Source organism: Streptomyces sp. NPDC059477 (assembly GCF_042749375.1).
Lineage (GTDB): Bacteria > Actinomycetota > Actinomycetes > Streptomycetales > Streptomycetaceae > Streptomyces.
This window is the reverse complement of sequence record NZ_JBHYUG010000054.1, coordinates 3,539-24,234: the sequence shown is the minus strand read 5'-3', so window position 1 is coordinate 24,234 and position 20,696 is coordinate 3,539. Positions and strand designations below refer to the sequence as shown.

The following is a 20,696-nucleotide window of genomic DNA, read 5'->3' as shown; positions in this document are numbered from 1 at the left end:
TTTCAGCGAGAGCTCGTACTCCTGGTGGCCTTCTTGGCCTCTCTACGAGATGGAGTTGATCAGATATGGCGGGACCTGGTCAGCTCCCGTCGTAGGCCACCTGCAGTCGTGTGGTGCTCTTAGCCGTGTGCAGAAAGGCGTCGCCTTGTCCGGCCAGAGCTTCGGCTCCAGTCTCGTCCAGAATGATGCGGCTGTCGGTAGCCGTCTTGACGCGCAGAGCGAGTTGGGCAGGGAAGTTGGATCGGATGGTCGTAGAGATAACGTCCGCACTCGGTCGCTGAGTGGCTGTGATGACGTGGATGCCCGCAGCGCGGGCCTTCTGCGTCAGGCGCTTGAGCAGCGCTTCGATCTGCTTCTTCTCTTCGGGATCACTAGTGAGATCGGCGTACTCGTCCAGGACGATGACGATCCAGGGCTTTCGGTCTGCTTTGTCGACCTTGGCGTTGTACTCGACGAGCTTGCGTGTGCGGATCGCCTTCATGTCCTTGTAGCGCACGGCCATCTCTTCGACGGTTTCCTCAAGGATCTCTATGGCATCGGCGGCGTCCATGCCGATCACGCCGTCAAGGTGCGGGTCCTCCTCGAAGTCGACAAGCTCGGTGCCCTTGGGATCAACGAGGCGGAGTCGCAGGGTGCTTTTGTCGTACCGGACCAGGCCCTTGAGGATCGTGTCCAGCGCGACGGACTTTCCTGATCCGGTAGTGCCGGCCACCAGCAAGTGCGGTGAGTCTGCGGAGGACAGGTCAATGGTGACCGGGTTGCCTTCGATGTCGGTGCCCAGCGGGGCGATGAGACGCTCGGGGTCGGCCGGGCACCGCTGCCACAGCGCCTTGGCGTCGACTCCGTACTTCTCGTTGTCGATCTTGGGGATCTCGAAGAGCACGGAGCCGCGGTCGCTGCGGGTACGAATGCTGAACCCGGAGGGCAGTGCCAGGGCCAGAAAGATCTCGTCGCGCCGGTTGGTGAGCTTATCCACGGTGACCCCAGGATTGGGGATGAACCGGAAGATATAGAAGCCGGGTCCCTCCTGCCACTTGCCGACCTCCGGTGCGGTAACCGCGACCTTGTGGCGGGTAAAAACGTCAACGATCTTGTTGTATCGAAGCGCCAGCTCCTCCTCGGAGAGCCCACCGCGATGAGCCCTCAAAGGGGCAGGGGCTACCTCTGAGGCAGGATGGCGTGCAAGTACCGCTCCTGGCGAGGCTGTGCGAGCAGCCCCCCCGCCAGCCTCGGCAGGTGCCGTTGGTTCTTCCGGAGTGGGTAGTTCGGCGGAAAGGCCCACAGAAGAAGTTTTGACGACATTGGCGGCATTCTCGGGCCCGCTGAGGATCCCAGAGACAACAAGGGGATCAGCGTTGGTGGGGTCCTGCTTGGCGCGCAGGGCGCCGATGATGTTCAGCAGCTCCCGCTTGTTTAGCCTCACCAGGGTGTGCCTGCCGAGGCTTCCGACCGCGGGTGCTGGCTGGTCGTCCTCGGCCGAGATGGCCACGGCAACCCCCGTGACTCGACCGAGCTGGACATCCTCGGAGCGCAGGGCGTCAAGGACCTTCGCCTCGACCTGGCGATGGTCGTCATCGCCGATCAGGGTGCGAGCTGGAAGGTCTTCGGCCTGCACGGCGTTCCCACTGGTCTGAGCGATCGCGGCGGCAAGCTCGTCCAGCCAGAAGGGACGGTCGTGGCGAGCCTCGCCGTCTGAACGGAAGGCATCCCTACATAGGTCGGTGGTGCGGTTGAGCTGTTCCTCGGCCGAACCGACGTCGAAGGTCTGGCGGAACTTGGACTCGACGACCAGGACATCCAGGCGAACCGTGCCGTCGTCCCGGACGGTCAGCACAAACCGGCCGAGGTCGGCACGGGTCTTGTGCCCGCGGCCGAACCAGCGGTGGTGCTCGTCGAAGCTGATCCAAGTAACCAGGCTCGTGCCCTGCCGAGAGACGGGAAACTGCTGGTCGATGACAAAGCGCGTGGCGACCAGGCCGACGACTTCGTTGACCGTGGTGCCGATACCGAGGGAGCGCAGCACGGCGCCAGGGGCCACGTTGCGGCCGACCTCGTAGATTCGCCTAGCGGTGCTTTCCGAGTCCTGTGGGGTGACGACGCCGATCTGCTCCAAGCGGCGGCACAGCCGCTGGACGACGAACTGCCGACCGGTCTGCGAACTGACAATGAGGGTGTAGGACTCGTTCTTGCCGACACTGGGCTTGACGAGGATGACATCAGGGCGGTTGTGCAGGGCATCGATCTGCTCACGGCCGATGAAGCTGTCGAGAGTGACGACCCAGTGGGCCACGCGGTGAAGAGTGGCGAACAATTTCTGGTGCTGGTCGAACTGCACCTGCATCTCGAAGTAGTCGATGCCGTCGACACTCTCCCGCGAGACGGGGGAACGGCGGTCGTAGCGCACGCACAAGGTTGACCAGGACTCAAGAGTCTCGTCGGCGGTCTCAGGCAGCAGCGCTCTCACGACGTTCTCGCTGGTCTGAGCCAGGTTGTGTGAGGCTGGGTGCTTCCAGGGGTTGAAGGAGCCTGACAAGGACTCCTTCTTGGTGCTCTCCTTGATACTGGTCTGCGTGCCGAACAGCGCCGGAGCCAGAGCGAGGTCGACGGTGTCCTCTAGCCCTGACAGGTCTGCTTCCTGGTCGGGCTCCCATGCCTGAAGGATCAGTTGGACGTCGGGCAGGAAACTGTCCTCGGACATCTCCGCACCGGAGAACTGCAGGTCGAAACCCTGGATGATCTCGTGGTGGGTGGCCTGCGGAGCCAGTACAACCAGATCGACTTTCAGACGAGGGTTCTTGGCTCGCATCTGCTTGGCCACGCGCATTGGCAGGACAGGGTCGCCGTTGCGGTCCAGAAGCAGTACGCGCAGGCCGTCTAGCTTGTGGGGGTAGGTCGTCAGGTAGTCGGTGATGACGCGGACCATCTCGTCGATCGCAGTCTCGTCGACGCTGGAGAGCCAGTCCTTGGACTCGTTTCCTCCGTAGCGGACCGGTGCGTACTCCTCGTGCCCTGCTGATTCCCGCATGGGAATGGCGATCGTCCCACCGGGCCCGACGAGGACCGCCGGCGTCCCATGTGGGGAGATGCGGCCAATAGCGTCGAAGAAGAGGTCCTCGTTCTCATGGTTGAGGCTCAGACCTCTCACCTTGTTCAGGGCGGTCTTGATGCTGTCGGCAGTCTCCTCGTAGTTCTTTGCAAGCCAGCGCAGCTTCAACGGGTGGGTGGCCAGCATCATCATGCGGTGGTCGGCCAGCCCGACGACATCGGTCAGGACGACAGCCTCGAGGTCTGCGTTCGGAGCGTTGTCGGGAACCAGAGCGGTGCGAGCTTCGCGGAGCACGCCTTCCCACTCGCGTACGTAATCTTTGATCTTCCCGGCGTCAAGCCCGTCGCAGAACCGCTCGAAGTGCTCCAGCCTGAGGCGCTCCAGCTGACTGGCGAATTGTGATGCGGGAACAGGCCCAGGCTCGTCGGCCTGCCATTGCCGGGGGTCATCGAACCTCTCAAGGAAGGTGTCGAAGGTCAACTTGCCCGCATGGCCGTGGGGGGGTCGCCAGCCGTGGATGAGGGCCGCCAGCGCGATCTGTCCCGGGATGCCTAGGGGGTCCCAGCGAAAGCGTCGCTGGGCGCCGTCCATCTCGACCAGGATGCGCAGCGGCGCCCACTCAGTGGTCGGGTCGAACGGCTCGTCCTCCGCTGGCAGGGGCGGCTTGGTCAGGTTTAGCAGGCAGTCCTTGACCTCCAGGGTCAGGCGAAGACCGGTGGAGTCCCGGACGTCATTTAGGGTGTTGGCGTACAGGAAAGCGAACAGCCAGCGGCTCCACCGCCCGGCTTCCTGGTTGCCTTCAAGGCCGACGACGACGGAGCCTTCCTCCTCATCGGAGAAGTAGGTCAGCTCGCGCAGCAGGGCACGCAGTGGGTCCTGAACGAACTGAGAGTCCGGAAAGGCAAGCTTCTCGACTTTGCGGCGCGACCGCTTGGACAGCAAGTCGGCCAGCGGCTCCGCCCTGCCGACGGGAACCTCGTCAAGGAAGCGCTGTGCGGCTTCCTGATCTCCGCGGTCAAGTGCATCTTCGATCATCATGGCATCGAACTCGTCGATCCGATCCGCATCGGTCCTCTCGATCTCATGCCGGACCTGCTGGCCTAGGCCGATCTTCTTGGACTTCTGCTCGAAGATTTCCAGCCAGAGGCTCAAGTCCTGCTCGCAGCGCAGCTGGCGAGAATCCTGCGGGGTGGAGCCACTACGATTGAGGTTGAGTACGAGGCTGCGCATGCGCGCCTTGGCAGTCTCGGAGTCCGTAGCGATGTGGTCCAGGGACTCCGCGCTGAACTCGGTTGCGCTTATGCGGTCTATCAGGTCGTCTTCGGTGATCTCCTTGCCCGTGGGCTGCTTGAAGGCACTGACCGAGACGTTCTTCTTGATCCGGGTGGGCAGCGCGGCGGGCTTGGTGAAGAGCCCTCGGTCCGGGAAGAGGTCAAGAGCTGGCAGGGATGCAGAGATCTCGGGGTAGACCACGTCAGGGGTGTGGACCTGAGTTGCTGCGACCTTCTGCGCAGTGTCGACCAGGAAGGCCGTCCAGCGGTGCAAGGACCGGGGCTCCTCGTCGGTAACGGCACGCCAGATCTCCGGGAGAAAGGTGCCCAGCGGGGCCGGAACGGTGCCGGTACCCCCCGCCTCCCGCCATGCTTCTGCCAAGAACCTGTCGAACCCGCGCTCGCCGGAGGGGTCGTGGTAGTTGCCCAGAATCGTGGCATCGTTCAAGGCGTTCATGGCCGCCAGCCCCTGTGCATCTGGAGACTGCCCCCACTCGAAGAGCAACACCGCCTTACCCTGTCCGGAATTTCGCCACTTGGTCAGCTGGTCGTGCGGCCCGAGCAGGTATTCAGCGGGTACACCTTCGATTGGCTCTGAAGTGCCGACCTTGACCACAACCTGACGGTGCGGCGACTCCAACAGATGCTGAGCTGTGCGACGGAGAGCTGCGGCCACGATCGGCCGGTCGAAACCGCTGACCCGCAATACGGCGCGGGCTCCGCTAGCCTTAGTGACCTTGCGGAGTGCTTCGTCGGCGACGAACCGACCGAGCGCTTGGATGCTGCTGTCGGTCACCGGGGCTCCCCTCGAACCATGCTGGTTGCATCTGAATATTGAGTGAGCAGACCGATAGCGGCGAGCTTCTCCCGGAACGCCTTGCCGTTGTGGTTGAGGACCGATGGGTCGACCTCATAGGCCAACGGGCTTGCAGCCGCGATCTTGTCCTCCATCACAAGCCCATACTTTTCGTACAGCAGCGCACAGAACTGGTCGAACTCCATCTCCGTGCTCTGCGGGACGGTGGCAGATGCCAGAGCCTCGAGCATCGGGGGCTTCATGGTGAAATGCCGACGCCCGGCTGTCGCGTTCAGGGCTCCCACAGCGGCGAGGGTCTCGCTGAAGAACGCTCGGGGCGAGGCGACCGCGGTGCCGGCCTCCTTGGCGAATCTTTCGTAGCGGCTCTTCCGGGCCTCGTTGCCTTCGGCTTCGATTTCGCCGATCATCACCCGAGCCTGTTCGTTGATCGCGTTGACGATGTCATTGCGGAAGCCGGTGAGGTTCTTCTGCGATTCCCTGCGCAGCGGAGTCGCCTCGTTGCCGAAGTCCAACAGGATCGACTCGCGATTGATAGCACCGAGCTTTGTGCGCGCGAGGTGCAGCTGGTGGCGGGCCAAGCAGTAGGGGACCCAGTGCATGAGGCTCTCGGTGCGCTTGGCCCTGGGGATCGTCGCGATCCGAGTAACGATGTTGCGGGTCCCTTCCCTGAGCAGATCAGGCCATGGGCTGAGATCCTCGTGCAGCTTGATTCCTGTGTCTGAGCCCTTCACGGGCGCTTCGTCGTAGTCGAAGTCGTGCGCGCTGAGGGCCTTTGCAAGGCTGCCCAGTGGGGTGCCGCTGTCTTGCACGAGGTCGCGCAGGCCCTTTCGGCTGGCCTCCTTGCGGTCCGGATCAGGGTCAGTGCGTAGGACTTTGTAGGCCCAGCTCCCACCATCGCGGAAGAGGTAGCGCTCGATACTCGGCGCGTTGATGCCGACAGCGACTTTGCTGGCCTGCTTGCGCTTCTTCGCGCCTTTCTTGGAATCGATTTGCTTGACTCGTCGTTCGACTGCGTCGTAGTGGATGAGCTCACCGACGAACGGATAGATATGCGCACCGAACCAACTGGGCTGGCTGCGACGTCCGGGGATCTCAACCAACAGGGATGAGAACAGGGCGTGGAGCGTTTCCATTGTCTCGGGAGAGTCCAGCTCGACCGCCTTGCCGAGTTCCTCGTTGCCCTCGACAATACGGGCCTTGGTCGCGATCCGCCGGGCCAGGTCGTGCGAAGTCCTCTTGTAAACTGTTTCGGTTCCGTTGTCCAGGAGCCCTGCGAACTTCTCAGGGTCTTCCTGATGCGCCAGGTAGACGCCGCGGGCGATTGCGAGCATCTCAAGCGGGACGTAGAAACCGCGGCCCTGCTGTTCGAGATTCACCCCGAAGAGGCGAAGGACGACCTCGGCCTTGGAACGATCAGCCATTACGCACGCACCGACCTGATCTTGTCGCCGACGTCGATCATGAGCTTTCGCATAACGTTGCCCACCAGTACCTGGATCTCGTCGTCCTTGTTCGACGAGTCAGCCAGCTCAGCCAGGGATCCACTCAGACCGCGGATCTCTGCCTCGTGCTGCACCTCGCTGCGCAGGCCCGCGGCCCACCGCGTCAACAGCTCGAAGCGCAGAAGGTCCGCTTCCACCGAGACTGCGTCTTGGTCAGGGGCGACGGCCGGGATACGGATGTAGATGGCTCGGTTGAGCCACTCGACGGCGTTCCGCATCTCGGGGGTGGTGCTCGTGCCAGCTTCCCTTTGCCACTGGGTGACCTGGTCGACCACCTCAACGCCCTTACTGGGCACTCGCCGGGAGATCACGGCCGCGCGGGCACGGTGTGTGAAGAAGGCGGGGTCAAGTATGAAGAAGTCAGGGTTGCTCGCTGCCCGGTGGATGCCCTGGACGGCCTCCAGGCCCTTGAGGAAACGGTCTCGCACTCTGGTGTCTGCCGGGTCCCGGTTCTTGTCCTGGGCACGCACAAAGTCGTCGCCAGCCTGCAGGCCCAAGCGGGCGAAACGGTCCGTGTCGTCATCGCTGTTGAAGAAGTCGGCTCGCCGCAGGAACGTGTACAAGTCCCGCAACTGTTCGGCCTGCTTCTGGACATCCCGATTCGTGCGGACCTTCTGCAGGTAGCTGCTGGCGTCCGCTGGAGGGAAGTCGCCTGCCGTGTCCGGGTCCAGTCGGTCGTCGACCTGGCGACGGGAGACGCTGCCTGGGTCCAGCTTCCGTAGCGCGAGGAAGGCAGGAACCAGATGACGCTGTTGCTGGCTCAACCGGTCGCCGAAGAGCGCCTGGTGGTACAGGTGGGGAGCCTGCCATAGCCGGTTCGAATGCGACCGCTGGTACTTGGCGTGGACGTCATCGCAGGATAGGCCGCCGGTGAGCATGTAGCTGGTAACCGACAGCGCCTGACGTGTCGTGATTACGGCCCCGGTCCGCTCGGCTGCGGCGAACATGTCCCGGATCGCGGCTCGGCGCTGAGGCCCGCGGGTGGGATCGCTCAGTTCGTTGCGGTTGGCCAGGATCGGGCAGATCTTCCGTGCATCGCAGGTCTCGCACGGCTTCCACCGCGACCATTGAGTCGTCGTCCACTGTTTAAGGACCCAAGGGATCAGCCCGCCGTTGGAGCTGTCGGCTGCTACGGACTGATAGTTGAGGTTGATGACGGTGACTGTGCCATCGGGGTCGCTGACCTGCCCGCGAACTATGCCTTCCGTGAGGGTCTGCACCAGGACCTTGGCACGCCCCGTGCCGCCTTTGCCAAGAGGGTCATCTTCGGCCACGCACTTTCGCAGTTGGCCCTCGTTCGCGCAGATGATCGCGATGCCTTCGTTCGGAGGGTCAAGAAGTTCCACGAGCTTGCGGGCGCCGGCATGCGGGCTGAGCTCGCTGAGATCGCTGAGGATGTACAGCGGGCGTCCACTACGGGTCCGGCCGACAGGGTGGCGGGCGCCTTTGGCCTCGGACAGCTCGCGGAAGACCGCCTTCCGGACATCTGGTGTGATCGGCTCGGCACCGGCCCGCAGTGTGGCCAGAAGGCTGGCGCACAGACTCGTCTTGCCATGCCCGGCGTCTCCGGTGAGGACGATGGTCTTCGTGGTCTGCCGCTCGATGGCGTTCAGCAGGTAGTCCAGCGTCACGACGGGGAACTGTGGCTGTGTCCAGTCTGCCTGCAGCTCGTAGACCATCTCAGAGGCGTCGACGTCGAACGGCTGGTAACGACGTATCCGTTGGACGTGTTTGTTGACCTCTAGCGGCATGCTGCTGTCCTTCGTCGACCGAGCCGGGAGCGCTGCTGAAGTCTAAGCGGCTTTGGTGAAGTTGGCTGCTGATCCTTTGATGCGTGCGCGTTGACGGTTCAGGGCCTGGTCGACGGCCGTGGCGACTGCCTCGGCCGTGGTGTGGACGCGCTCGGGGTAGTCCTCGTACTTCGCCGAGCGCCATACCCGTTCGATGTCGTTGAGTTCGGGACTTCGGGGCGGGAGGTAGAACAGCTCGACACCGACGGCGGCCAGCTCCTCGCGGCGGCCTTTGAAGGCCCGGGCGACGTGCGCGGAGGCGTTGTCCAGGACGACGGTGCACGGCCGGACGCGTGTGAACCCGTCGGGCGGCCGGGCCAGCGCGCCGCCGCCGGGAAGGCCGGCCAGCCGTACGCACACGAACTCCAGCAGCATGGCCGCGTCGACCTTGCCGCAGGTCTTCTCCCACACCAGGTCGGCATGCGCTCCCACCGACAGGGCCCCGAGCATGTTCACGCGCCGGCCCTTCTTGTCCTCGCGGGACACGACAGCCCGCTGCCCTGTCCGTGACCAGGTGTATCCAGTGGGCATGGTCGGGGCGAACCCGCTCTCGTCGAGGAAGTACAGGTCTCTCACGCCCGCGTGCGCGCCCAGCCGTAAAGCCGTAAATCCTCCAGCTCGGCCCGTGCGGCCTGCTGGAGGACGGGGTCGGCCTTGTGCCGCAGTGTGTCCCGTGTGCGTTTCCAGCGGAACCCGTCCCGGTGGAGCAGCTCGGTCAGCCAGGCCGCCGAGACCCTCACACCCCGCTCCGCGGCCAGCCAGTCACACAACGCCGCGGCGGTCCAGGTCCGGCCCTGCCGTGCGGACTCGTCCAGCAGCACGGCCAGCGCCTCGTGGTCCTCACGGCTGACCGAGGAAGGACGGCCGCGGCGCGGAGCAGCCTCCAGCGCGTCAAACCCGCCGTCGGTGAAGCGACGGACCGCACCACGCACGGTGACGACATGACATTCGAGCAGGTCAGCAACCTGGGGCACCGTCATGCCCCGTCCCATCAGCCGGATGCACTCCAGACGCAGCCTGGTGTCCGGCGCGAGATCACGCGCCCGCAGACGCTCCCGCACCTCGCGTTCCTGACCAGACGCCAACTCCACTCGCAAGATCTTCGGCATGGGGCAGCCCCTCCCTGCCCCACCTCATACCCGAACCGCAGCCCACATCACCGAGACCGCTTAGCTGTCGGCACTCCTGGCGGTAGATCGAATTCTGTGTTGGAGGTGCGAAGCGAGCCTGATTGACAGACGCGTAACTCGGGATCTCATGAGCCGTTGACCATGGTCTTGGTGCTGAGGCGCTCTTTGCTGACTTTGATCGCGTAGGGCGTGCGGGAGGCGACCTTGTCGGCGCTGTGGTAGTGCAGCGCCGCATCTGCTGGCCGGTGACGAGCTCGTCCAGGTTGCCTGTGATGCCGGGAGGCGAGCCGCGGGAACCGTCGTGATCGGCACGTCAGGCGGCACTTGGGTGCCGGTCTGCCGGATGTGCTCATCCTTGATCGAGTACGATGGCCGATCGTTCCGTAGGTACTAGAAGCAAGCGCAGATGGGGGTCACACGTGGGTGAGCGGTACCCCTTGCGGGCCAAGCGGCGTCCGAAGTTTGAGGAGGGTGTCGGCTCTCTGCGAGTCGTGGACCTCTTTGCTGGCTGCGGTGGGCTCACTCTCGGTATTGCCCAGGCGGCCCACAAGCGTGCCGTCGCGCTTGATGTTCGTCTCGCAATTGATTTTGAGACAGCTCCCACCAAGGTCTTCAAGGCCAACTTCCCCAAGGCGAACGTCCGAGAGGGAACCGTTGAGTCCTATTTCGACGGTGAGCTCGGCGCCTCGTTGACCAATCAGGAGGCCGAGACTCTGGCAATGATTGGTGAGGTGGGGATCCTGATTGGCGGGCCGCCATGCCAGGGTCACAGCAACCTTAACAACCACACCCGGCGCGACGATCCCAAGAATCGACTGTACCTTCGTATGGCTCGCGCCGTAGAGGTTCTGCGCCCCTCTGCAGTCGTCATTGAGAACGTGTTGGCTGTTGTCAACGACAAGCAGCAGGTGGTTTCCCGTGCCATCGTTCACCTTAAAAAGCTTGGATACGATGTCGCCACCAGTCGTATCGATCTACTCAAGCTCGGGGTCGCCCAGACACGCAAGCGCCACATACTGCTGGCTATTCGCGAAGACGCGCTGCCTTTTGGATTCTCGGCTGCTGACCTGCTGCAGATCGAAGATCATAAAGCCGCATCCCGTGACCTGCGTTGGGCGATCGGTGATCTCTTTGGTGTGCGGCCGAAATCCTTCTTCGATGAAGCTGCCGTGCCCAATGCGGATAACCAGCGGCGTATGAATTATCTCTTCGAGAATGATGAGCATAATCTGCCGAACGAAGAGCGCCCCGAATGTCATCGAGGTAACCATAATTACACCTCAATGTATGGCCGCTTGTGGTGGGATCGTCCGTCTCAGACAATTACCAGCGGTTTCGCCACGATGGGGCGCGGGCGATTTGTCCATCCGGAGGCCCCTCGATGCTTGACCGCTCATGAGGCTGCTCGAATCCAGGGTTTTCCGGACTATTTCAAATTCGTCGACGAAAGGGTCAAGCCTCGCTATGAGCTGACTCGCACCGAGGTTCAGGTGATTATCGGCAACGCGGTTCCTCCGCCTCTGGCCGAGGCGCTGACCTCCAGGCTTTTCGATGCTGACGTTCTGCAGGCGAGTGGCGGTCCTTCTCAATCGGCAGAGGATGACTTCGCTGCCTCTGCTGTCAGCCTTGCGTGCTGAGCCTGCAGGGGGCTGATTGCGTCCAAGGGCTTTTGTGGCTGATGATGCGCCCCGCTGACTATTTGCCGAGTCCCTTTCTGGAGACCGATGCAGCCTTAGGGATTATGTGGCGCCCTCGGAAATCTGCTGCAACGTTCCGCCCAATCAAGACAGCCAGCATCCCAACCCTTTGTTCTTTAGCTTCTGCGTGAGCATGCCGATACTCTCGCACCTTCATCCGCAGGCGTGCGCGGCCTTGAGGTCGATTTACAGGCCGCGCGGATTCTGCTCGCCGTCCGACTCGGTACTTGCAGATGACCGGACTGGACGGGCGCACGATGAGGACTCCCGCCACGTCAAGCCAGGGACTTCCGCATCGCCTTGGCCAGCGCTGTCGCTCGAATGTCGTCGGGCCCACCGATGATCTGGTTCATGACGTAGCCGAAGGCGATGCCGTGCTCCGGGTCGGCGAAGCCGAGTGAGCCGCCTCGGCCTGTGTGACCGAAGGCGACTGGGCCGGTCATGGGAACGTCCTCGGCAGGCAGCATGAATCCGGAGCTGAAGCGGCTCGGCACCACCATGACCTCGTCCCGTCCACTCGCCTGCTCCTCGGTCGCCAAGGCCAGCGTCTCTGGGGTGAGCAGACGGACCCCGTCCACCTCGCCGATCAGCGCGGCGTACAGGCGTGCCAGCGCGTGTGCGGTGCCGATGCCGTTTGACGAGGGGAGTTCCGCGGCCTGGACTTCGGGGGAGTCGAAGTCGATGTTCGCAGGGTCGGTGACCGCGAACGCCCTGTTGCTGAGCGAGTTCGGGTCGCACCAGGCGGCGACGAGCTCACGGAGGTCTTCGGGGACCGACTCCTCGGGCACGGTGGTGAGGTCGACGTCCGGCTTCCGGTACACCATGCGGCTGATCCGGCCGCGTTCACCGGGCGGCAGCCCGATGAAGAAGTCCAGTCCCAGCGGCGCCGCGATCTCCTCGGCGAAGAAGCGGCCCGGCGTGCGGCCGGACACTCGGCGGATCACCTCGCCGACTAGCCAGCCCCAGGTCCGGCCGTGGTATCCGTGTGCTGTTCCTGGTGTCCACTGGGGGCGCTGGGCGGCCAGGGCTGCCGTCATGGGGTGCCAGGCCAGGGCTTCCGCCATCGGTACCGGCTCGTCGAGAGCGGACCAGGCCGGCCTAGTGGGACAGCAGCCAGCGGACCGGGATCTCCGCCTTGCCGTTCGCGGCGAACTCCGGCCAGTACTCGGCCACCGGGGCGTCCAGGTCCAGCAAGCCGCGCTGGGCCAGCAGATGCGCCGCCGTGGCGGTCGCTCCCTTGGTCGCTGAGTAGACGAGTTGAAGGGTGTCCCGTTCCCACGGGCGACCGGTGTTCGGGTCGGCGACGCCGGCCCACAGGTCCACCACGGGGCGGCCGTTCTGGTAGACGCAGACCGCCGCGCCGATGTCCTCGCGCTGGGCGAAGTTCGCCGCGAACGCCTCTCGTACCGGTTCGAACCCCGCCGCGACCTCACCGTTGATCACCGTCATGCCGTCCATCCTGGCGCTCCCGGACGCTCGCTCCGGGGGCAAGTTCCTGAGCAGCGAAGATCAGGCCGCCACGGGCACCGCCTGGAGACGCTCGCGGAATATCCGTACGGACGGGACGGCTCTGTGGGGTTCGAGCTGGGAGGAGAACTCCTTCAAGCGGCCCAATGCCCGTACGGAACTGACCTTGTCCTCCAGAAGCGCTGCCCCGTAGTTCGCGGCGTCCAGCGCTCCGTCCAGGTCGCCACCGGCCAGCCGGGCCTCGGCCAGTCGACTGGAACGGACGGCCTTGTCCCGGGGTGCCGCCCGCTCGACAGAGACCTCCAGGGATCGCGTCGCTCGCTCCACCTGCCCCGCGCGGAGCAGCACCTTGCCCTCCGTCGACTTCACCTGTGCCTCGCCGAACCAGTCGAGCCAGTCGGGGGCGTCGCCCGCCGTCTGGCGCTCCCATAGGGAAGCGGCACGGTTGAGGGCTGTGCTGGCCCTCTGGTGATCACCGTCGCGTGACAGCGCCTCGGCCTTGTGCAGGTGGAGGAAGCACTGGGCGGAGGGTGACAGGGTGCGGGGAGCGTTGTCGATGCCGGTCGAGATCAGGTCGACCCGCTCGGCCGTGCGTCCGGCTTCGGAGACGTGGACGCCTGTCTCTGCCAGGATGAAGGCGCCGAAGGCGTCGTCCCCGCCGGTACGGGCGCTGCGCAGCGCCCCGACGTAGTACCGCTGCCCTGCGGACCGCAGCCCCGCGTCGTACGCCATCCAGCCGGTCAGGTGCGAGGTCCGGGCGGCCAGCGCGTACAGGCGGACCCGGATGTCGTCCGTGTACCGGCCGTTGCTGAGCAGGCCCGTGACCAGGGAAAGGTCGCCTCGTGCCTGTTCGAGGAGCCGGGCCCCTCCCAACTGATCATCGAGGGTACGAAGGGTGCTGACGCGCTGCTCGATCGTCGAGACCATCACGTCGGTGACGCGGTCTCCGTTGATCGCCGAGGCGAACGCGGACGGTGCCTCGACCCAGCTCGACGCCAGTCCGGTCAGGGTGGCGCCGGTGATGGTGAGAAAGCCTCGTCGATCCAACCGTCCACTCCCCACGAGATCGGCCAGCGCCTCGACGGTGCTGGCCTCGGTCCACGGCGCGGTGAGCCCCATCACTTCCCAGACCGGAAGCCGCCGAGGCCAGCCCTCCGCCCGCGCCCGTTCATACGGAACGGACAGCAGGTCGCTGAGCACGCGCTGAGCGTCCGCATCCGGTTCCTGACCCTGTTCCCACTTCCAGACGGTCGTGCGATTCGTCGCCAGGGGGATACCGAGCAGCTTGCCACGCGCCTGCATGAGGGGGGCGAACTCGGCCTTCCCCCATCCGCGCGACTGACGGACGAAGGTCAAAGGGTGGACAGCTAAGGACTCACCGGGCACGTCATCACTCCTGTCGTATCCCAACAGGGCGGCCGGGCAACGCATTCCACCCCTGTGTACGAGGGTGGCGTCCCCTGGAGAAACCCCCCAGAAACGTTCCGCACCCGAGGGGCCCGGCCGTTGACTGGACCTCAGTCGTCCTCGGGCCGAGCTCGCACCTTCGGGCCCGGGGACGGACATCAGATCGACGGCTTCGCTCGCGTTCCTGTCCTGGCGGAGTCGCCTTCCAACTCTGTGGAGGCATCCACCATGTCCTCGCTCGCCACCCGTCTCGTCCTCATGGGCAGGGAAGAGGAGGTCTCCATCGCCCGGCGCTCGGTCGTGGAGCGGGTCCGCGCGTGGGGCTTCATGGACGAAGAGACGACCGAGACGATCCGTCTCATCATTTCTGAACTGGTCAGCAACGCTGTGGTTCATGGCGAGGGACCTGTCACGATCACCGTTCTCGGGCGTCCCAGCGGCCTGCTGATCGACGTGCGAGACGGCAACCACGAGGCTCCCCGGACAGGGAGCTTCGGCACCGAGAACGAACGCGGCCGGGGCCTGGCCCTGGTGGACGCCCTTGCGGTGCGGTCCGGATGGGAGCCGCTCGCGCGCGGCAAGCGGGTCTGGGCGGAGGTCGCACTCCCAAGGGTGAGGTCGGTCGGTTCTCGGACGCCGTGTGAGCAACCGCTTCGCCCGGCCGTCTGATGTATTCGCTTCGCCCGTCGCCTCTTCCCGACCCGGACGTCGTCTTCCGGCCCACGCGCCGAGACGTTGACCCGCGCACGGGGGAGCCCACCGCCCACGCCCTGTGGGACCGCCACGAGTGGCAGCCGTACGGCGAGTGCTGGCTGTGGTGCGGACGGCAGAACGTCAAGGTGACGTGGATCGGCCCGGTCCGGTCCAGCGGAATGCATGCGTCCCTGTACGCCTGCCGGGCCTGTCTGTACGAGCTTGATCAGCGGGTCCTGGACGCCAACATCCGCTGGGACGCCCGCACCGCCCGCTGACGCCGTGACGAGGTCTCCGAACCTCCGCTGCCCGCGCCCTATGTCATCCGCACCCAGCACCAACAGGGGTGCGGCCCCCAACCTCCACCGGAATGCCGGCGGGAGGAACCCAAGAGGAAGGAGAACAACGAGGTGGCAGAGAACACGACACCGTCGTCGGCCCGGAACGGCCTCCTGGTGGCGGTCGAGGAGCTGACCTCCGTCCACGACCGGTACGACAGTCTCCGGTCGGACAACGCCGGTAGCTCCGGCGACTCGCCGTGGCCCGGAGGCGACGGCAACCTGCACGACAGCGAGTAGCGGGCGGCGGTGGGGTCCGTGGTTCTGCCCGCGGACCCCACCGCTCCCTGTCAGCCGATCTCACGAGGAGGAATCAATGGAACACCGGTTGATCAGCGCCATCGAGACGGCGCTCGGGTGGAACGGCGCGGGCGAACTCGGCAAGGACTTTGTGCGGGGAAGCATCGGCGACCCGGGCCTGATCTCGCGCGTACTCACCCCCAACCGCCTGCTCGACATGGTCATGCGCCGGAGCATGAGCCGGCCGCAGTTCCGGGTCTTCCAGGAGAGCAAGGAAGTTCACCCGGCGATCTACTTCACCGACAGCGTCAGCCCTCGGGGCCAGAGCATTCCCATGGTGAACATGCACAGCCTCGGCCGGCTGCTGGGGGAGGGGGCCACGGTCATCCTCGACCAGGCCAACGTCTTCGACCCGACGATGGAGGTCGCCTGCCGGGCGCTCCAGTGGTGGTCGCACGAGCGCGTCCAGGTCAACGCGTATCTGGCGACGAACGAGGCGTCGGGTTTCCCACTGCACTGGGACGACCACGACGTGGTGATCGTCCAACTGGCGGGCGAGAAGGGCTGGGAGGTCCGCGGCACCTCCCGGGCCGTGCCCCTGTACCGGGACGCCGACCCCAACGACACCCCGAGCGAGGAGATCATCTGGTCAGGGGTGCTGAAAGCTGGCGATGTGATGCACATCCCCCGCGGTCACTGGCACCCGGCGACCCGCAACGGCCACGGGTCGGGGAAGAGCCTCCACGTCACGTTCGGGATCACCAAGCGCACCGGCGCGAGCTGGCTGGCGTGGCTGGGCGACTGGTGCCGGGAGCAGGAGATCTTCCGGCACGACTTGGACCGTCGTGACGGAGCAGCGTTCCACGCTCTGACGGAGGCCGCCACCCAGTTGGTCGCCGAGCGCTCGCCGACCGACTTCCTGGCTGCGTACGAGCAGGCGATGCCGCTTCCCCGGCAGGTCCCCTTCCTGGACGTCTTCGGATCACTCGACGCCGTGGTGTGCACCACCCACTTCCCTCCGCGCATCGAGGAGAGGGGCGAGACCATCGACGTCCTGGCCTCGGGGAAGAAGCTGACCCTCCTGGCCAAGGCACTGCCCTCGCTGCGGCTGCTGCTGAGCGGGAGGCCCGTCCTGCTGGACCGGGCGGTCTCCGTCGTCGGGTCCGAAGCGGTGGAGGTCGCCGAGATCCTGGTGAAGGAGGAGTTGTGCGCGGTCCTCACCCCCGAGTTGTCCTCGGGCTACACCGGTCTCGTCACGAACGCCGCCTCCTGAACGGAGCGCTGGATCTCGGCGTCACCTCAATCGACACCAGCATCAACTACCTCGGCTTCCACTCGCATACCGTCCTGGCGCGGACGGTCGGCGATCTCCTGCCCAGGTTCACGCTATCCACGAAGGTGGGCTACTTCCCCGGACGGGAGCGGGTGGAGCAATCTCTGGACCCCGTGCGGCTGTACGAGGCCGTGGAACACGCCGCCCGGGATCTCGGACGGGAGCCCGACCTGGTGTTCCTCCACAACCCGGAGCACTCCCTTGGTGACGCCTCCACCCATGGCCGGGACACGCTGGCCCAGGCGTGCGCCGCGCTGGACGACGCCACATCGAAGGGGCTGTGCGGTGCCTGGGGCGTGGCCTCCTGGGATCCGTCCCCGCTGGTCGGCGTTGTCGATCCGGCGACGCCGAAACCGTCGGTCCTCATGGCGCGAGCCGGCCTGCTGGTCGGTACCAGAACCCTCGAAGCCGCCGAAGCCCTCGCGGCGGCCTGGGACCTCGACCGCAGTCGGTTGTGGGGCATGAGTCCCTTCGGCGGAAGCACGGGGGACCCGGTATGGGGCCGGATCGACCCTCGGGTCTTCCTTCGAGGCGGTGACGGATTCTCCCGTGTCCAGGCGGCCTTTCGGGCCTCGTACTGCCTCCCAGGTGTCGGGACCATGGCCGTGGGCACGGACGATCCGGCTCATCTGGGCGACCTGCTCGACGCCCTGGCCGCCGAGCCCGATGAGCGGACGATCCACGAGTACCGCACCCTCCTCCGGGAGCGGTCGATGGGTCAGCCGGTCTGAAGCTCCGAGATGACCTGCCGTGCCCTGTGCCGGGCGGGTTCGATCCGAGGGTCCTCCGGATGCGCGTCCGGTCCAAGGATCTTCGCGCACACGAAGAGCGTCATCAGCTTGCCGTCCCGGCTCTCGAAGTCGTGCCTCCGCTCGCGTCGTACGCGGCTGGCCAGAGTGGGGACGGCGAGCGAGGCAGCCCAGAGCGTCGCGGCATCAAGGCCCCTGGGGGCGTTTCCCCAGTCCTCCCAGTCGAAGAGGGAGAAGGCCGGCGCGCTCATGTTGGCCCAGTTCAGATCGGCGTGAGCCGGAACCCACCGCTCGACGGTCGTGTCGATCACCTTGGGGAACACGGCCCGGATCGACTCGCCCACCAGCTCCTGCGTGATCGTGACGGTGTCCGGAGTGGCCACGCGCCCGGTCGTGTTCCGCGCGAGCGCGTCCAGGGAATCCCCGAAGGCCCGCCACCACTCCTCCGACAGCATCGGCTCCTCGACCGGTACAGCGGTCCCGATCGGCGTACCGGGAAGAAGGCCGGTCTCGTCGGCCCGCCACATCACCGGCTTGTCCGCGTCCTGCCAGACCACACACCCCCGCCACGCGGGCTGGGTAACGCCTTCCAGCCGGGCAGCGCTCTCCGTACCATTCCACCCCTGATCGGTGATCTTGTCGAGGGAGCGCCGCTCCACTCGTACCCAGGTACCCCGGTCCGTGCGGGCCCCCACGGACCGGCGCTTGCGCACTGCCGAGCCCGGGTCCAGCCGGGTCTGAAGGGACCGCTCGACGCGGTCAAGAACCTTGTCGACCGGCTCGACTCGGAGATCGACAGAGCGGACAGCGGAGACCGAGTGCGTCATGCGGGGACCGTAGCAGCGGGCCAGGTGCTACGGGGACATCTGAGCCATGAGGGGCGAGCGGATACCTCATGCCTGCGGCGTTGTTCGGGAACAGCGACGGCCTCCTTCGGACGCAGCGAAGGAGGTCGTCAGCTGTCGGACTATCGGCGTGGACTGGGCCGTGGCGTCGGGCTCAACGGCGTCGCGGCGACCGGCTCGTTCTGGTGCACGACCATCGGCCTTGCGGCCCTGGTCGAGCGTGCCTGAGCTGCGAGGGCGCGGGCGCTGGGTGGCGGCCGGTGAGCGAGACGGCGGATCCGCCAGGTGAGGACCTCCGCGGGGGAAACGGCGTCATCCAGGGTGCGCTGGTGGGTCGCGACCTGGAGGAGTCGTCGTGGGTCATGTCCTGCGGTTTCGGCCTCCGAGAGAGCGGCGGCCAGGGCGGGCCAGGCGGGGTCGGCGAGGACCGTCTCCTCGTAATCGTGGACCGCCGTTCGGATGTGCTGGGCCAACCGTGCCACCTTGTCCGTCGGTGGCTTGCGGTCGGCGAGGGCGACCAGGGGCGCGGCGGCTGCTTGACCGTAGGCGGCCCGGAGATGGTCCAGGGTCTGTTGGGCGGCTGCGACTTGCTGGTCATGGTGGTGGAGTCGGTGCCAGCGGATGGTGGCGATGACGGCCAGGAGAGCCATGTCGAGGAACATCGCCGGTCCACTGCCGTCGCCGGCTGGTGCGGTCCGCAGGGCGCGCACGGCTCCGCGCAGGGCTCGGGCCTGGTCGTGCCGGGCCCGGACCCGGGATCGGGTTGCTCGTTCGAAGGCCGTGGCTGCTTGGCGGAGCTGGGGACGGAGATCGGCGGGGGCGACCAGCGGCAGGGCGTCGAGTGCTTCTCCGAAGGCGGCGATGTGGGCCTGGGAGGTTTCGTCGTCGGCCTGGTCGAGGTGGTGCGGGACGCGTTCGGTCGCGGCGGTGGCCTGGTGCCAGGGGTCGGGCCTTCGGCGGGTCCCAGTCGGGTCGGCCGGTGGTGCTTCGGTGGCGTCAAGGCGTTGGCGGATCTGGGGATAGGAGAGGTCGGGGGCGAGCTTGGAGCCGGAGAACCAGATGGGCTCGCCCCGGGCGTTGGTGTCGCCGCTGAGTGCGATCTTGTAGCCGCGTATGTCGCCGGACGGGAAGTGCTGGACATCGACGAGGACGCCCTCCACACCGGTCAGGACGCGGATGAACTCCTCCGGGCTGGTGGAGGCGGCGACCACGGTGCGGACGGTGGTACGCAGGTGCTCGCGACTGGTCGTCCGCCGACCGGTCCGCAGTGCCTTCTCCTTCTCGGCGCGGGTGGGGCGCTGGGCGGCGGTACGGTCTCCGCGGACGAGCTGCCGGAGGCCGTACTCCTTCTCGATGGAGGCGAGCTCGCGGTCGGCATTGAGGTAGTCGTGCCAGTGGCTGGCGGGGCTCAGGTCGCCCCGGACTTTGGTGGCGGCGATGTGGATGTGGTCGGGGGCGTGGCGGACGGCGACCCACCGGCATCCGTCCGGGTCACCCTCAGGGGCGATGCCAGTGGCGTGGACGATACGGCGGGCGACGTCCGCCCACTCGTCGTCGCTGAGGATCCGATCCTCAGGTGCGGCCCGGATCGAGCAGTGCCAGACGTGCTGCTTGGGTGCCCGGCCGAGCCGCCTGGCCTGTTTGACCCGCAGGTCGAGGTCGGCGACGAGGAGCTTCTTGGTGGCGTCGAAGTCATCGGCCGGCCGGGGTCCGGGGCGAAGCCGTCCCAGGAGGCGACCAGGTGCGGGTCGGTGTGGTCCTTGGCCTCCTTAGTGTCGAACAAGTACCGGATGAGACCAGCGGTGCTCTTGCCACTGCCGACCTTCGCGATCATCCGGCCGTCTCCGTGGAGACGGTCTCGTTCATGACCCCGGCGACCTCGGCGATAGTGGCGCGCACAGTGCCGAGGGTCTGCTGGGCGCGGTCAAGGAGTGCGGTGTCCCCAGGGTGGGGAACGCCTCCGGTGTTCAGCCGGCGGGCGATCTGGTTGACGTTGTTTCCGGTACGGGCCACCTCGGTACGCAGGGCGTCGAGCCGGTCGAGGCGGTCGTCGAGGCTGGTGCGCTGTCCGGGCAGGCCGCTTGCGAGTTCTCCGTCAAGGTAGGCCATGACCACGGCATCGACGAAGTGCGCGCCAGCTATCTCCAGCTCGCGAGCCTTGCCGACGATCCGGGCTTTCTCACCGACGCTGTAGCGGACATCGACTCGTTCCTTGCGCTGGGCCTCCTCGCGATCACGACGTCGGGCGACGCGACGCAGGGCGGCGTCACCTCCGCCATCGACGGCCTTCTCCTGCGCAGGCACCCCCTGGTGCCCGAACTCCTCCGCCACCCCCGGGGCGGAGGAGTTCGCGTTGGACCGGCCCTTGGAC

At 66.0% G+C, this 20,696-nt stretch carries 14 protein-coding genes and 2 pseudogenes; 6 read left to right on the top strand and 10 right to left on the bottom strand.

Features of this window, described 5'->3' with window-relative positions:
* Window positions 1-79: 79 nt before the first annotated feature.
* Genes ACFXAZ_RS25005 through ACFXAZ_RS24985 form a run of 5 tightly spaced genes read right to left on the bottom strand, consistent with a single transcriptional unit; the run spans window position 80 to window position 9,535 of the window.
* Entirely contained in the window at window positions 80-5,113 is a 5,034-nt protein-coding gene (locus ACFXAZ_RS25005; protein ID WP_384595372.1) for an FtsK/SpoIIIE domain-containing protein, read from the bottom strand.
* The gene (locus ACFXAZ_RS25000) at window positions 5,110-6,555 is read right to left on the bottom strand and encodes a hypothetical protein (protein WP_384595370.1); all 1,446 of its coding nucleotides are present in this window, start codon (window positions 6,553-6,555) and stop codon (window positions 5,110-5,112) included. Before ACFXAZ_RS25000 ends, ACFXAZ_RS25005 begins: the two co-directional genes overlap by 4 nt.
* Window positions 6,555-8,387, bottom strand: coding sequence for a hypothetical protein (locus tag ACFXAZ_RS24995; RefSeq protein WP_384595367.1), 1,833 nt, complete (start codon window positions 8,385-8,387; stop codon window positions 6,555-6,557). The genes ACFXAZ_RS25000 and ACFXAZ_RS24995 overlap by 1 nt, the downstream gene beginning before the upstream one ends.
* 42 nt (window positions 8,388-8,429) lie before the next feature.
* A complete protein-coding gene (locus ACFXAZ_RS24990) occupies window positions 8,430-9,002 on the bottom strand; it encodes a transposase (RefSeq protein ID WP_384595364.1) in 573 nt (190 codons plus the stop codon).
* Window positions 8,999-9,535 (bottom strand): winged helix-turn-helix domain-containing protein, encoded by a 537-nt coding sequence (locus tag ACFXAZ_RS24985; RefSeq protein WP_384595361.1) that lies wholly within the window; start codon window positions 9,533-9,535, stop codon window positions 8,999-9,001. Before ACFXAZ_RS24985 ends, ACFXAZ_RS24990 begins: the two co-directional genes overlap by 4 nt.
* A gap of 512 nt (window positions 9,536-10,047) precedes the next feature.
* On the opposite strand from ACFXAZ_RS24985, the gene ACFXAZ_RS24980 reads away from it, so the two are divergent.
* Window positions 10,048-11,193: a DNA cytosine methyltransferase gene (locus ACFXAZ_RS24980; RefSeq protein ID WP_384595358.1), complete on the top strand. Its 1,146-nt coding sequence runs from the start codon at window positions 10,048-10,050 to the stop codon at window positions 11,191-11,193.
* Between the two features lie 335 nt (window positions 11,194-11,528).
* Here ACFXAZ_RS24980 and ACFXAZ_RS24975 read toward each other — a convergent pair.
* Window positions 11,529-12,711: pseudogene (locus tag ACFXAZ_RS24975) on the bottom strand (serine hydrolase domain-containing protein).
* 51 nt (window positions 12,712-12,762) lie between these two features.
* The gene (locus ACFXAZ_RS24970) at window positions 12,763-14,151 is read right to left on the bottom strand and encodes a transcriptional regulator (protein ID WP_384595356.1); all 1,389 of its coding nucleotides are present in this window, start codon (window positions 14,149-14,151) and stop codon (window positions 12,763-12,765) included.
* Window positions 14,152-14,355: 204 nt separating this feature from the next.
* Between ACFXAZ_RS24970 and ACFXAZ_RS24965 the strand changes: the two genes are divergently transcribed.
* The 5 genes from ACFXAZ_RS24965 (at window position 14,356) to ACFXAZ_RS24945 (ending at window position 17,462) form a co-directional block, all read left to right on the top strand.
* The gene (locus ACFXAZ_RS24965) at window positions 14,356-14,796 is read left to right on the top strand and encodes an ATP-binding protein (protein WP_384595353.1); all 441 of its coding nucleotides are present in this window, start codon (window positions 14,356-14,358) and stop codon (window positions 14,794-14,796) included.
* The gene (locus tag ACFXAZ_RS24960; protein ID WP_384595351.1) at window positions 14,796-15,098 is read left to right on the top strand and encodes a hypothetical protein; all 303 of its coding nucleotides are present in this window, start codon (window positions 14,796-14,798) and stop codon (window positions 15,096-15,098) included. The genes ACFXAZ_RS24965 and ACFXAZ_RS24960 overlap by 1 nt, the downstream gene beginning before the upstream one ends.
* A gap of 132 nt (window positions 15,099-15,230) precedes the next feature.
* A complete protein-coding gene (locus ACFXAZ_RS24955) occupies window positions 15,231-15,398 on the top strand; it encodes a hypothetical protein (RefSeq protein WP_153480196.1) in 168 nt (55 codons plus the stop codon).
* 76 nt (window positions 15,399-15,474) lie between these two features.
* On the top strand, window positions 15,475-16,671 hold the full coding sequence (locus ACFXAZ_RS24950) for a JmjC domain-containing protein (protein ID WP_384595347.1): 1,197 nt from the start codon (window positions 15,475-15,477) through the stop codon (window positions 16,669-16,671).
* Window positions 16,605-17,462, top strand: coding sequence for an aldo/keto reductase (locus ACFXAZ_RS24945; protein ID WP_384595343.1), 858 nt, complete (start codon window positions 16,605-16,607; stop codon window positions 17,460-17,462). Before ACFXAZ_RS24950 ends, ACFXAZ_RS24945 begins: the two co-directional genes overlap by 67 nt.
* Here ACFXAZ_RS24945 and ACFXAZ_RS24940 read toward each other — a convergent pair.
* The 3 genes and pseudogenes from ACFXAZ_RS24940 to mobC all read right to left on the bottom strand — a co-directional run.
* A complete protein-coding gene (locus ACFXAZ_RS24940; protein WP_384595340.1) occupies window positions 17,450-18,307 on the bottom strand; it encodes a hypothetical protein in 858 nt (285 codons plus the stop codon). The genes ACFXAZ_RS24945 and ACFXAZ_RS24940 overlap by 13 nt on opposite strands.
* A 140-nt stretch (window positions 18,308-18,447) precedes the next feature.
* A pseudogene (locus tag ACFXAZ_RS24935) lies at window positions 18,448-20,159 on the bottom strand (relaxase/mobilization nuclease domain-containing protein).
* Window positions 20,156-20,696, bottom strand: a 541-nt coding sequence (mobC, locus tag ACFXAZ_RS24930; protein ID WP_384595337.1) for a plasmid mobilization relaxosome protein MobC, incomplete at its 5' end; no start/stop codon positions are given. The gene mobC and the pseudogene ACFXAZ_RS24935, both read right to left, overlap by 4 nt.

Coding starts and splice junctions, on each gene's coding strand:
- ACFXAZ_RS25000 (WP_384595370.1), bottom strand. CDS start 6,555: ATGGCTGATCGTTCCAAGGCCGAGGTCGTCCTTCGCCTCTTCGGGGTG.
- ACFXAZ_RS24995 (WP_384595367.1), bottom strand. CDS start 8,387: ATGCCGCTAGAGGTCAACAAACACGTCCAACGGATACGTCGTTACCAG.
- ACFXAZ_RS24985 (WP_384595361.1), bottom strand. CDS start 9,535: ATGCCGAAGATCTTGCGAGTGGAGTTGGCGTCTGGTCAGGAACGCGAG.
- ACFXAZ_RS24970 (WP_384595356.1), bottom strand. CDS start 14,151: ATGCGTTGCCCGGCCGCCCTGTTGGGATACGACAGGAGTGATGACGTG.
- ACFXAZ_RS24965 (WP_384595353.1), top strand. CDS start 14,356: ATGTCCTCGCTCGCCACCCGTCTCGTCCTCATGGGCAGGGAAGAGGAG.
- ACFXAZ_RS24960 (WP_384595351.1), top strand. CDS start 14,796: ATGTATTCGCTTCGCCCGTCGCCTCTTCCCGACCCGGACGTCGTCTTC.
- ACFXAZ_RS24950 (WP_384595347.1), top strand. CDS start 15,475: ATGGAACACCGGTTGATCAGCGCCATCGAGACGGCGCTCGGGTGGAAC.
- ACFXAZ_RS24940 (WP_384595340.1), bottom strand. CDS start 18,307: ATGACGCACTCGGTCTCCGCTGTCCGCTCTGTCGATCTCCGAGTCGAG.